Origin of the sequence: Clostridium tanneri, assembly GCF_033659955.1 — a bacterium.
GTDB lineage: Bacteria > Bacillota > Clostridia > Clostridiales > Clostridiaceae > Clostridium_AM > Clostridium_AM tanneri.
Genome location: NZ_JARUJP010000007.1, coordinates 18,431 through 31,623, shown reverse-complemented (window position 1 = coordinate 31,623; position 13,193 = coordinate 18,431). Strand labels below are relative to the sequence as shown.

At 32.6% G+C, this 13,193-nt stretch carries 11 protein-coding genes; all 11 read left to right on the top strand.

Annotated features, from left to right (window positions below):
• Positions 1-120 precede the first annotated feature (120 nt).
• The gene (locus P8V03_RS07580) at positions 121-1,419 is read left to right on the top strand and encodes a M16 family metallopeptidase (protein WP_318797709.1); all 1,299 of its coding nucleotides are present in this window, start codon (positions 121-123) and stop codon (positions 1,417-1,419) included.
• A gap of 75 nt (positions 1,420-1,494) precedes the next feature.
• Entirely contained in the window at positions 1,495-1,767 is a 273-nt protein-coding gene (locus P8V03_RS07575) for a YlmC/YmxH family sporulation protein (protein ID WP_261671517.1), read from the top strand.
• A 56-nt stretch (positions 1,768-1,823) separates the two neighbouring features.
• A complete protein-coding gene (dapG, locus tag P8V03_RS07570; RefSeq protein WP_261671516.1) occupies positions 1,824-3,035 on the top strand; it encodes an aspartate kinase in 1,212 nt (403 codons plus the stop codon).
• A gap of 123 nt (positions 3,036-3,158) precedes the next feature.
• A complete protein-coding gene (locus P8V03_RS07565; protein ID WP_315903164.1) occupies positions 3,159-3,860 on the top strand; it encodes a ClpP family protease in 702 nt (233 codons plus the stop codon).
• A 173-nt stretch (positions 3,861-4,033) separates the two neighbouring features.
• Positions 4,034-6,292, top strand: coding sequence for a DNA translocase FtsK (locus P8V03_RS07560; protein ID WP_318797705.1), 2,259 nt, complete (start codon positions 4,034-4,036; stop codon positions 6,290-6,292).
• A gap of 92 nt (positions 6,293-6,384) precedes the next feature.
• Positions 6,385-7,725: a 30S ribosomal protein S12 methylthiotransferase RimO gene (gene rimO / locus P8V03_RS07555; RefSeq protein WP_318797703.1), complete on the top strand. Its 1,341-nt coding sequence runs from the start codon at positions 6,385-6,387 to the stop codon at positions 7,723-7,725.
• Positions 7,709-8,296: a CDP-diacylglycerol--glycerol-3-phosphate 3-phosphatidyltransferase gene (pgsA, locus tag P8V03_RS07550; protein ID WP_261671513.1), complete on the top strand. Its 588-nt coding sequence runs from the start codon at positions 7,709-7,711 to the stop codon at positions 8,294-8,296. Before rimO ends, pgsA begins: the two co-directional genes overlap by 17 nt.
• A 397-nt stretch (positions 8,297-8,693) precedes the next feature.
• Positions 8,694-9,755 carry a recombinase RecA gene (recA, locus tag P8V03_RS07545; protein WP_261671512.1) on the top strand — a complete coding sequence of 354 codons (1,062 nt, stop codon included), beginning with the start codon at positions 8,694-8,696 and terminating at the stop codon, positions 9,753-9,755.
• Positions 9,756-10,064: 309 nt separating this feature from the next.
• On the top strand, positions 10,065-11,606 hold the full coding sequence (gene rny, locus P8V03_RS07540; protein WP_261671511.1) for a ribonuclease Y: 1,542 nt from the start codon (positions 10,065-10,067) through the stop codon (positions 11,604-11,606).
• A 153-nt stretch (positions 11,607-11,759) separates the two neighbouring features.
• Positions 11,760-12,020 carry a stage V sporulation protein SpoVS gene (gene spoVS / locus P8V03_RS07535; RefSeq protein WP_261671510.1) on the top strand — a complete coding sequence of 87 codons (261 nt, stop codon included), beginning with the start codon at positions 11,760-11,762 and terminating at the stop codon, positions 12,018-12,020.
• Positions 12,021-12,324: 304 nt separating this feature from the next.
• Positions 12,325-13,191: a decaprenyl-phosphate phosphoribosyltransferase gene (locus P8V03_RS07530; RefSeq protein WP_261671508.1), complete on the top strand. Its 867-nt coding sequence runs from the start codon at positions 12,325-12,327 to the stop codon at positions 13,189-13,191.
• Positions 13,192-13,193 lie beyond the last annotated feature (2 nt).

The window sequence follows — 13,193 nt, the reverse complement described above, 5'->3', positions numbered from 1 at the left end:
TATATTATAGCTTACAATAGTGTATACTTATAGAAAACATAGAAAATACCATGCTTTTGAGAACTTAATAAACAGTAGAAAGTATATACAGATAAAAAATAAATTTCTGAGGAGGCTCTAATGTATAACTTATTTAAATTAAATAATGGGTTAAGAGTGGTTGTTGAGAATATAGAATATGTGAATTCGGTAAGTGTAGGATTATGGGTGAAAAATGGATCAAGAAATGAGGATAAAAATAACAACGGAATATCTCATTTTATAGAACATATGTTTTTTAAGGGTACAAAAAATAGATCAGCTCTTCAGATAGCTGAATGCATTGAAGACGTAGGTGGACAGATAAATGCCTTTACAGGTAAAGAGGCAACTTGTTTCTATATTAGGGCTTTAGATTCTCACTTGGATCTTGCCCTAGATGTAATTTCAGATATGCTTTTTAATAGCAAGTTTTTAGAGGAAGATATAGAAAAAGAAAAAAGTGTAATTACTGAAGAGATAAATATGAGTGAAGATTCACCGGAGGATGTACTTTCTGACCTTCATAGTACTGCTATATGGGGAGAAGCCTCAATATCTCTGCCTATATTAGGAACAGAAAAAACGGTGAAATCTTTTACTAGAGAGCAAATTTTAGACTATATAAATTCTTACTATATACCTGAGAATTCTGTTATATCCATATCAGGAAAATTTGATATGGGAAGTATCGAAAAACTGGTAGAAAAGTATTTTGGAAACTGGAACAGTACTGATAAAAGAGTGACAGAATATTCAAAACCTAAACTTCTAAGTAACAACTTATTCAAGAAAAAGAGTATAGAACAGCTTCATATAAGCTTGGCAATGACAGGAATAGAAACAGGAAATGAAGACATATATACATTGTTGCTTTTAAGCAACGTACTTGGAGGAGGAGCATCTTCTATACTTTTTCAAAAAATAAGGGAAGAAAAAGGTTTGTGCTACTCCATTTACTCCTATATTTCAGCCTTCGTAAATACAGGAGTAGTAAGCGTTTATACAAGTCTTAATCCTAAATATGCAGTGGATGCTATAAGTATGATAAAAGATGAAATTAATAAATTTGTGAAAAATAGCATAAGTGATGAAAAGTTGATTAAATCAAAAGAGCAATTAAAGGGAAGCTATTTTCTGGGGTTAGAGAGTACTAGCAGCAGAATGTTTAGCAATGGAAAATCTGTATTGTTCCTAAACAGAATAAATACACCAGAAGATTTGATGGAAAAAATAAATAAAATAGATAGAACTAAATTAGATGATGTTATGCAGAAAACCTTTTGTCATGGTATAATAAATTCAGCCTTTGTTGGAGAAAGTGTGGATATGGCTATTGTAGATAATATACTTGAAAAGGAAAAAGTGGCTTTTGAAAACATAAAAAATAAATCTATATAGGATGCAGTAATAACTCCTTAATATTATTCATAATATGTAAGTGAACGGATAGATAATATTAAGGAGGTATAATTAATGAATGAAAATATCAAATTATATAGTGAAATGGAAAAGTATGAAATAATAAATGTAAATGACGGAGATAAATTCAACTGCTTAGGTAATAACGATATAGTAATTGATGAAGATGGGAATTTAAAACTCTTAATTTTAAACGATAGTAAATCAAAGTTTGGATTCTTTGCAAAAAATGAATTTATCGAAGTGCCTTGGGAATACGTGAAAAAGATTGGATCCAAGACTATAATATTTGATGCAGAGGAAAAAATGTTAAAGAGATCTCGTTAACACATTAGGGTTCTTTTTAATATACTGATACTAAAGAATTTGATGGAGGGTAAATGATGAAAATCTTAATACAAAAGTTTGGAGGAACTTCTGTATCCACCCATGAAAGAAGGGCACTAGTAGTTAATAAAATACTAAAGGGAATAGAAGAAGGATTTTGTCCTGTAGTAGTGGTATCTGCTATGGGAAGAAAAGGGCAACCCTATGCAACAGATACACTTCTCTCCTTAATAAGTGATGAGTTTAAAAAGAAGAATTCTTTAGGTGTAGACTTGCTTATGGGATGCGGTGAAATTATAAGCACAGTGGTAGTGAGCGACGAATTAGCTAAGAACAATCTTCAGGCAGTGCCTTTAACAGGAGGACAAGCAGGTATAATAACAGATGATAGCTATAATAATGCAGCTATATTAAGAGTTGAATCAGAGAAATTACTAAATATACTTAAAGAAGGAAAAATACCTGTTGTAGCAGGATTTCAAGGAGTAAGTGAGAAAGGTTTTATTACTACTATCGGAAGAGGTGGCAGTGATACTACCGCTGCTCTTCTAGGCGTGGCATTACAGGCAGAAGAAGTTCAGATTTATACAGATGTAGATGGCATTATGACTGCAGATCCAAGGATAGTATCTGATGCATCTTTAATTGAAGAAATAAGTTATAATGAAGTTTTTCAATTTGCAGATCAGGGAGCGAAAGTAATCCATCCACGAGCAGTAGAAATAGCAATGAAAGGGAATATTCCCTTAGCTATTAAAAACACTATGAGTGACTGTAAAGGAACTATAATAAGCAATAAAGCTATTCAAAGTTCAAATAACGTTATAGATGGAATAACTTCTATGGATAAGAGAGTACAAGTTACCGTTGAATGCAGTAAAAACACTGACAACGATAACTATTGGGTACTATTTGATGAATTAGCTAATAAATCAATAAGCTTAGATTTAATAAACGTATTTACTAAGCAAAAGATATTTACTATAGATGAAAAAGATTTAGATAATCTAAAGATTATAATGAAAAATTTGGGACTACAATATTCCTATGTAGAAGAGTGCACAAAAATTTCATTGATTGGAGCTGGAATGAGAGGAATTCCAGGTGTAATGGCTAAAATATTGAAAATACTAGCAAGAGAGAGAATTGATGTCCTTCAAACTGCAGACTCTCATACTACTATTTGGTGTCTTGTAGAAAGTAAAAATGCAGAGAGGGCAATAAATTCTCTTCATAGAGACTTTAAGTTAGGTGGATGCGAAGGTTAATGTAGATTATTCTACCATATCATAGATAGTACATCTAGCCAAAAAGTATATTCAGCATTATAACTTATGTATATAATCCCCTTTAATGCACAAAATAAAACTATGCAAGGAGGGGATTACTATATGTCTGAAGAAAAAGAAAATAAAGAAGGCAAAGAAAGTGTGGACTTAAAAGGAAATAAAGAACTCCAGAATATAAAGGAGTTAGGTATACCTAACCTTCCAAAGGGTAGAGATAGAATTCAAATACTACCTATAATTGGTCAGATCGAAGGCCATGGAGTTTTACCACCTCAAACAAAGACTACCAAATATGAACATATTATACCTCACTTAATAGCTATAGAAAATGACCCGAATGTTGAAGGAGTCCTTTCAGTACTAAACACTGTAGGAGGGGATGTAGAAGCAGGACTCGCTATATCTGAAATGATAAGAAGTTTAAGTAAACCTACAGTATCTTTAGTTATTGGAGGAGGTCATTCTATTGGAGTGCCTTTAGCTACTTCAGCAGATTATTCCTTTATATCACCTACAGCGACTATGATTGTTCATCCTATAAGAATGACTGGTCTTGTTATAGGAGTTCCTCAAACCTTTGAATACTTCAATAAAATGCAGGAAAGAATAAATGAGTTTGTAGTTAGGACTTCAAAAATAGAAAAGGATAGGTTAAGACAGCTAATGCTCCAGACTGATGAGCTTTTAAATGACATGGGCACTATCTTAATTGGAAAACAAGCGGTAGATGAAGGATTAATTGATGAGGTTGGAGGAATAAGTGATGCTCTTAAAAAATTAGATGAGCTCATAAAAAACAGATAAAAAGCAAAAGGACCATAGGATCTTTCCTATGGTAATTTGTATTTATAAATAAACTTAAAAGGAAATAGGCCCGCTATGTAGAAATAAATTATAGTATCATTGCAAATTTTAGACCTAGTACGGATCAAATTTACAACTATTAATTTAGTTTATTTTCGGAGGTGAGATTATAGATGGCTAGAAAGTCTGAAACCTATGAACTAAATAGTGATATTAAAGGAATCTTATTGATTACCACAGGAATACTAATGATTATCAGTGTTTTCTCATCAAGTCCTTCGGGAATTATAGGGAAGATAATAAAAAAAATCTTAGTAGCTGTTATGGGACTAGGAGCTTTTGTATTTCCTGCATTAATAATTTTTCTAGGGTTTTGCCTTATAGTAAAAAAGAATAAAATAAACTTTAGCAAAAAGTTCTATGGTATTATTCTATTTTTAGTAAATACTCTTTTATTTATTCAAATGGTAATAATGCCTAACTATTATATAAATGAGGATGTTACTTTAGGTGTAAAGAAGTTATATGAAGCAGATACTATGCTGCATGGAGGAATTATAAGTTTTTTAATCGATGTACCGATATTTAAACTTTTTGGAACAGTAGGGTCTTATGTGATTTTTATATCTTTCTACATAATTTCCTTTATACTAATGAGCAAAGTCACTATATATGATATTTTACATGGAATTAAACAGTCATTAATGGAAAGGACAATTGAAGAAGAAGATACTATAATTAACGATAAAAATGATATTAAGGACAGGCCTAAAAAGGGTAACTGTGAAAAAGAAAGCTTTATCAAAAATATTAATAATAGAATTAAGATATTAGATTTCATGAAATCAGCAGATAAAAAAGAGGAAGAAAATCAACCAAGTGCAAATACAGATGATGGCCTTAATAAAGTTGTACGTCAGCAAAAGATAGAAGTGGAATGCGCATCTGATAAAATAGAGGACAATTCCATAAATGAAGTGCTGACGAAACAAATGACAGACAACAAAACTTTATTAAACACCCAATATAACTATCCACCAGTAGATTTGTTAAAACCTAATATTCAATCTAAGTTAAATAGAGAAGATAAAAAGGAATTAATTAATAATGCTAATAAGCTAGAAGAAACCCTAAGCAGTTTTGGGGTAGAAGCCAAGGTTATACAGGTAAGTAAGGGGCCTTCTGTTACTAGATTCGAACTGCAGCCAAGCCCTGGGGTAAAAGTAAGTAAAATTGTAAACCTAGCTGACGATATAGCTCTAGGTCTTGCTGCTTCAGGTGTTAGAATAGAAGCTCCAATACCAGGAAAGTCCGCCATAGGAATAGAGGTGCCAAATAGAGATTTAACTGCCGTGTATTTAAGGGAAGTTATAGAATCAGAGGAATTTACAAGTTCAAGCAAAAATCTTGCCTACTGCCTTGGAAAGGATATAGGTGGAAACTGTGTAGTATCTGATCTTTCTAAAATGCCCCATATGCTTATCGCAGGTGCTACAGGTTCAGGAAAAAGTGTATGTATTAACACCCTTATAGTAAGTTTACTTTATAAGTATTCGCCGGATAATGTTAAACTTCTAATGATAGACCCAAAGGTAGTTGAACTAAGTGTTTATAATGGAATACCCCATCTATTGATACCAGTAGTTACTGAACCTAAAAAGGCTGCAGGAGCTTTAAATTGGGCTGTACAGGAAATGACCAGAAGGTATAAGCTTTTTGCAGATAACGGAGTGCGAAATATTGAAGGTTATAATGATCTGATAGGAAAGGGTAAAGTAGAAAGTAAGCTTCCTTTTGTAGTAATAATAATTGATGAGCTTGCAGACTTAATGATGGTATGTCCTAATGATGTTGAAGACTATATAGGACGCTTAGCCCAGATGGCTAGGGCTGCGGGAATGCATTTAGTTATTGCTACTCAGAGACCTTCTGTAGATGTTATAACGGGAGTTATAAAAGCAAATATTCCATCGAGAATATCCTTTGCAGTTTCAAGTCAAATTGATTCAAGAACCATACTTGATACTGTTGGAGCGGAGAAGCTCCTGGGTAAAGGAGACATGCTTTTTTATCCAGTAGGCGAGGCAAAGCCTATAAGAATTCAAGGTGCTTTTATTACAGAAGGTGAAGTTGAGAATGTAGTGAATTTTATCAAGGATAAACAGGGAGAACCAAGCTACGAGGATCATATAATAGAGCAGATAGATACAAGTTCAAACGAAGAGGAATCTGACCATGATGATCTGTTAGAGGAAGCCACCAGAATAGTTGTAGATGCAGGACAGGCATCCACATCCTTACTACAAAGAAGGCTTAGAATTGGATATAATAGAGCAGCTAGAATAATAGAACAAATGGAGGAAAGAGGAATAATATCTGGTAAAGATGGAAGTAAGCCGAGACAGGTACTAATTAAAAGAGAAGAGCTTTGATTTAAATTTTTTCTTGTAAAATATAAAAAGTAGATTTAAAATAAAATATGAGTTTACTTAAATCACACTACATATATACAGGAGGAAAGAAAGTGGAAAAATTAAAAATTGGACTTATTAGTTTGGGCTGCGATAAAAACAGAATAGATTCAGAAATTATTTTAAGTAAGATAAATGCAGAGAATGTTATAGTAAATGATCCTAGGGAAGCTGATGTTATAATAGTGAATACCTGTGGGTTTATCGAATCCTCAAAGCAAGAGTCAATAGATACTATACTTGAGATGGCAGAATATAAAAAGAAGTATAATTGCAAGCTTCTTGTGGTAACAGGCTGTCTAACTCAAAGATATGGTAAGGAACTTACAGAACTATTGCCTGAAGCAGATATAATGCTTGGAGTTAACGACTATAGTAAGTTAAATGAAAGTATTGAGAGATGTGTGCAGGGTAAAGGAGAAAAAGTTTATAGTTTTAACTATAGTGACCTTAGTATAAATGAAGGAAAGAGAATATTGACAACTCAGTCTGCAACAGCTTATCTAAGAATTGCTGAAGGCTGTGACAATTTTTGTACTTACTGTATAATTCCTAAAATAAGAGGAAGATATAGAAGCAGGCAAATGGATAGTATAATGGAAGAGGCAAGAAGTTTAGCGGACCAAGGGGTAAGGGAAATTATACTAGTTGCTCAGGATACTACTAGATATGGTACTGATATTTACGGTAAGAAGATGCTACCGGAATTAATAAGAGAAGTTTCTAAAATTGAGAATATAGAATGGATAAGAATACTATATTGTTATCCAGAGGAAATAACTGATGAGCTTATAGATGAAATTGCTAGCAATCCTAAGGTATGTCATTATTTAGATATTCCTATTCAACACATAAGTAATGATATTTTAAAACTTATGGGTAGAAGAGGAAGAAAAGAAGAAATAGTTAATAATTTAAATAAATTAAGACAAAAAGTAAAAGATATAGTTATAAGAACATCAATTATTGTAGGCTTCCCGGGAGAAACGGAAGAAAACTTCAATGAGTTAAAGGAATTTGTTCAAGAAATAAAACTTGATAAACTAGGTGTGTTCACATACTCTCAAGAAGAAGGTACACCGGCAGCTGTAATGGAAAATCAAGTTGAAGAAAACATTAAAAAAGAAAGAGAAAAAGAATTAATGATTCTTCAACAGCAGATATCTAAAGAAATAAATGAAAATAAGGTTGGTAGAATTTACAAGGTACTTGTTGAGGGGAAACGAGATGACTTGTGGTATGGCAGAAACTTTGAAATGGCACCTGAAATAGATGGTCTTGTTTATTTCCAAGGCAATAATACTGTTGAGAAAGGAGCTATTTTAAACATAAAAATAACTAAAAGCTTTGAATATGATTTAATGGGAGTTGTATGTGATGAATCTTGCGAATAAGCTCACAATACTAAGAATTATATTAGTTCCAGTATTTTTAATTTTTATTACTGTAAAAGACATACCCTATGGAAATCTTATTGCTATTGCTATATTTATAATAGCATCTGTAACAGATACATTAGATGGGTATATAGCAAGAAGTAGAAACCAGGTAACTAGGTTTGGAAAATTTATGGATCCATTAGCAGATAAGCTTCTAGTAACAGCAGCTTTAATATCTTTAGTGGAGTTTCATATAATACCAAGCTGGGCCGCAATGATAATTATTGCTAGGGAGTTTGCGGTAACAGGATTGAGATCAGTGGCTGCCGCAGAAGGTATAGTTATAGCAGCAAGTCCTTGGGGAAAGGCTAAAACAGTAACACAGATAATAGCTATTATATTAGGACTAATTAATTTGAGTTACAATAATGTATCCTTTGGCATTATTAAACAATTTATTAACTATCCTCATAGATTTTTAAATTTAGTTACGGCTATAGCAATGTCTGCAGCAGTAATCATTACTATAGTTTCAGGTTTAGATTATTTCTTAAAAAATCGAGAGGTTATGAGGTCAGACAGATAAAAAGATTTCTAGCTTCCAAGTGAGGGCTAGAAGTCTTATGTAGGGGCGTAAACGCTATTTACTCCTATCTTAAGGGTGATAAGAGTATTATAGCTTGTAGTCATTGAGTAAAACAGTTAGCATTGAGGATTAGGAATGTTTTTCATGTTCTTAATTCTCATAAAATACTTTTGCGATTAATTTAATAAGGATGATTAGTTTCTATAAACTTGTCTATAATTATAATAACAGCTTAGTAGTTCCTGAATTTCAGGAACTTTGTTTTTTAATTTTTATATTGCTACAAAAGATTATATAATTTCAAATAAGGAAATTTTTTATACAGTTGACCTTGAAAAGATTATAGTATATAATTATATTAGAACAAGCGTTCGAAAAAGGAAAGGAAGTGATCCCTGTGGGGAATATTAATGCGGATAAATTAAAGGCCTTAGAAGCTGCTATGGGAAACATAGAGAAGCAGTTTGGTAAAGGCTCTGTTATGAAACTTGGAGAACAAAGTGGACTTAATGTAGATGCAATATCTACAGGTTGTCTTGATCTAGATATAGCTTTAGGGATTGGTGGAGTTCCTAGAGGAAGAATAATAGAAATATTTGGACCAGAATCCTCTGGTAAAACTACCGTTGCACTTCACATAGTTGCTGAAGCTCAAAAAGCAGGAGGGGTGGCAGCTTACATTGATGCAGAACACGCACTTGATCCTGTTTATGCAAAAGCTCTTGGGGTAGACATAGATAACTTAATTGTGTCTCAGCCGGATACAGGAGAGCAGGCTTTGGAAATAGCAGAAGCACTAGTTAGATCTGGAGCTATAGACGTAATAACTGTAGACTCAGTAGCAGCGCTAGTACCTAGAGCAGAAATAGAAGGGGAAATGGGAGATGCACATGTAGGATTACAGGCAAGACTTATGTCACAGGCCTTAAGAAAGCTTACTGGATCTATAAATAAATCTAAATGTGTAGCTATATTTATAAATCAGTTAAGAGAAAAGGTTGGAATTATGTTTGGTAATCCGGAAACAACTCCAGGAGGAAGAGCTTTAAAATTCTATGCATCAGTAAGAATGGATATTAGAAGAATAGATTCAATTAAGCAAGGTGATGAAATAATTGGTAATAGAACAAAGGTTAAGGTTACAAAAAATAAGGTTGCACCACCTTTTAAACAGGCAGAATTTGATATAATGTATAATCAGGGAATATCAAGAGAAGGAAACGTATTAGATGTAGGTGTGAAAGAGGAACTTGTACAAAAAAGTGGCGCATGGTTCTCTTACAATGACATTAGACTTGGACAGGGAAGAGAAAATGCTAAGCAATATTTAAGAGAAAATCCTAATGTTCTTTACGAAATAGAGAGTAAAATAAGAGAAAAACATGAATTACCAGTATTAAAACCTACAGCAGTTAACGTTCAAGAGGTAAAGGAAGAAGCAAGTGCAGATGCAGAGTAATCCAAAGTATCAAAATCGCAGGTTGTAAGAGCTTGCGATTTTTTATTTAGATTTAGCATATGTTGTACCAATTTAAAGTATAATTTGTATAATATGAAATAATTACAAAAATAATGAAAAATATAATTATAAAATAGGGAATAAAGTTCATATAACCTTGACAATAATTAAAATATAATATAAAATGAAGACAAATTCTGGTTTATCGCGAATTTTAAATTACCAATTGAATAAATATGACACCTTTTCTATGCTTGCATATTTAATTAAAAAGATAGATACACAAATAAAAGCAAAGGAGGTGTTCATGTGATACCTATTATATACGAGGTTATTATTGGTATAATAATAGCAGTTGCTTTATTTGCTATGTTTAGAGCAACAACAAATAAAGCAAATGTTATAAAGTCACAGGCTCTTGAGGAGTCTAATAGATTGAAAGAAGAGGCTGAGAGAGAGGCTGAATCTAAGAAGAAAGAGGCAATTATCGAGGCCAAAGAAGAAGTTCACAAACTAAGAACTGATTTGGAAAAAGAATCTAGAGATAGAAGAAATGAACTTCAAAGATTAGAGAGAAGATTAATACAAAGAGAAGAATTGCTGGATAAAAAGAGTGATGCACTTGAAAAGAAAGAAGACAGCATGAATAGGAGACAGCAAACAATCGATGAATTGCAAGCAAGTGTAGAGGAATTGTATGGAAAGCAAAGAGAAGAACTTCAGAGGTTGTCAGGCTTAACGGCTGAAGAAGCTAAGCAAATTTTATTGGAAGAAGTCAATAAGGAAATAAAACACGACACTGCAATAATGATAAAAGAGGTAGAGGCTAAAGCTAAGGAAGAGGCAGATAAAAGAGCAAGAGAAGTTATAACCTATGCCATCCAAAGATGTGCAGCTGATCATGTAGCTGAAACTACAGTACATGTTGTTTCTTTACCTAATGATGAAATGAAAGGGAGAATAATCGGTAGGGAAGGTAGAAATATAAGAACCCTTGAAACCCTAACTGGTGTAGATCTAATAATAGATGATACACCGGAAGCAGTAATTCTTTCTGGATTTGACCCAATAAGAAGAGAAGTAGCTAGAATAGCATTGGAAAAGCTAATAATCGATGGAAGAATCCATCCAGCTAGAATTGAAGAAATGGTAGAAAAGGCTAAAAAAGAAGTTGAAAATGATATCAAGGAAGAAGGAGAGCAGGCAACTTTTGAAACTGGCGTACATGGTCTTCATCCAGAATTAATTAAGTTATTAGGAAGACTAAAATACAGAACTAGTTATGGTCAGAATGTACTTAAACATTCTATAGAAGTTGCTTATTTAGCTGGTCTCATGGCTTCAGAACTTGGCATTGATCCAACTATTGCAAAGAGAGCAGGATTACTTCATGACATAGGTAAAGCTGTAGATCATGAAATGGAAGGACCTCATGCTATCATTGGTTCAGAAGTTGCAAAAAAATATCGTGAATCATCCATAGTAGTAAATGCCATTGGTGCTCACCATGGCGATATGGAATTTCAATCTTTAGAAGCTGTACTTGTTCAGGCAGCAGATGCAATTTCAGCTGCAAGACCTGGAGCGAGAAGAGAGACTCTAGAAGCTTATATTAAGCGATTAGAGAAACTTGAGGAGATTGCAAATACATGTGAGGGCGTAGAAAAGTCATATGCCATTCAAGCGGGAAGAGAACTTAGAATTATGATCAAACCAGAAGAAGTTGATGATGCAGGGGCAGTAGAAATGGCAAGGAACATATCTAAGAGAATTGAAAGCGAATTAGAGTATCCTGGTCAGATAAAGGTAAATGTAATTAGGGAAACCCGTGCAATAGAATATGCAAAATAATAAATAATTATTTTGAAGTTAAAGGTATTCCTTTTAAGTTTTGTAAAATGCAGAAGCTTTACAAAATTTAAAAGGAATTTTTAATTTTTTGTAGAATAATATACAGTAGTAATAATAACTAATTAAGTCAATATAATATATAGGAGGTTTATTATGGAAGTATTAAAGGTTTCAGCAAAATCAAGTCCAAATTCAGTGGCAGGAGCTTTAGCAGGAGTTTTAAGAGAAAGGGGAGCGGCAGAGATACAAGCTATAGGTGCTGGTGCTTTGAACCAGGCTATTAAGGCTGTAGCTATTGCAAGAGGCTTTGTTGCACCAAGTGGAATCGATTTAGTTTGCATTCCGGCTTTCACTGATATACAAATTGATGGGGAAGAGAGAACTGCAATAAAGTTAATAGTTCAGCCAAGATAAAAACTTTCTATTAGGAGTTTTTTGTTAAAATAAATTTGATTTAGTTTTTTTATTTTTAATTCTTAGGGAATTAAAATTTTATACTGTAAATATAGTTAGAGTTATATTTGAAAATAATTTCTAAAGGGACTTGAATTTAAATCAAGTCCCTTTAATTATGAATCGGTATCCTATTTTACCCTTTATGTTATAATTGATATTGACTATATTTCGTGCTGTGTTAAAATGTAAAAAGGTATGAGTTAATATATAATTAAATAAATTAAGCAGTTAATTTGTAACATAAACATTTGGGAGGAAGTCAATGGACATTAAGGCAATAATTGAACTAATGAGACCAAAACAGTGGATTAAGAACTTTTTTGTTTTCGCTGCTGCAGTTTTTTCAGGTAACTTTTTTAACATAAATATATTAAGTGCAAATATCTTGACTTTTATTTTATTTTGTTTTGCATCTTCTTCAATATACGTATTAAATGATATTGTTGATATAGAAAAGGATAGATGTCATCCTGATAAGAAAAGACGACCACTTCCAAGTGGACGTGTATCTAAAAGTACGGCTATAGTATTAGGCATACTTTTAGTATCAGGTGTAGTGTTTTTTTCTTCTTCTATGCTGAATATGAAAGTTGGTATGATATTAATATCTTACATAGTCATAAATATATTTTACTCCTTTAAGTTAAAGGAAATAGTAATAATAGATGTAATGATAATAACTTTAGGTTTTGTATTGAGGGTGGAGAGTGGAAGTTTTGCTACAGGAGTTTCCGTATCACCTTGGTTATTGCTCTGTACTATACTTCTTTCATTATTTCTAGCTTTAAATAAAAGAAAAAGTGAGATTATAACTCTAAAGGATAAGAGTGCTTCTCATAGAAAAATATTAGAAGAATATTCTGTGCATATGATCGATAAAATGCTTACAATAGTAACGCCCTCTATACTTATGGCGTACTGTCTATATACTTTTAGTTCTGTTCAGAGCAAGACAATGATATTTACAATACCTTTTGTTCTATATGGAATTTTTAGATATGAATATTTAGTGGACAAAGACAATGTAGGGGGAAAACCAGAAGCAGTATTTGGAAAGGACTTTCCTTTTTTAATTAATATACTGCTGTGGATAATATCAGTTTTAGTTATAATCTACTTAAAGCTGTAAAT

Excerpts from the sequence above, each read along its gene's own strand:
- dapG (WP_261671516.1), top strand. The coding sequence starts at position 1,824 with ATGAAAATCTTAATACAAAAGTTTGGAGGAACTTCTGTATCCACCCAT.
- P8V03_RS07575 (WP_261671517.1), top strand. The coding sequence starts at position 1,495 with ATGAATGAAAATATCAAATTATATAGTGAAATGGAAAAGTATGAAATA.
- spoVS (WP_261671510.1), top strand. The coding sequence starts at position 11,760 with ATGGAAGTATTAAAGGTTTCAGCAAAATCAAGTCCAAATTCAGTGGCA.
- P8V03_RS07565 (WP_315903164.1), top strand. The coding sequence starts at position 3,159 with ATGTCTGAAGAAAAAGAAAATAAAGAAGGCAAAGAAAGTGTGGACTTA.
- P8V03_RS07530 (WP_261671508.1), top strand. The coding sequence starts at position 12,325 with ATGGACATTAAGGCAATAATTGAACTAATGAGACCAAAACAGTGGATT.
- P8V03_RS07580 (WP_318797709.1), top strand. The coding sequence starts at position 121 with ATGTATAACTTATTTAAATTAAATAATGGGTTAAGAGTGGTTGTTGAG.
- P8V03_RS07560 (WP_318797705.1), top strand. The coding sequence starts at position 4,034 with ATGGCTAGAAAGTCTGAAACCTATGAACTAAATAGTGATATTAAAGGA.
- pgsA (WP_261671513.1), top strand. The coding sequence starts at position 7,709 with ATGAATCTTGCGAATAAGCTCACAATACTAAGAATTATATTAGTTCCA.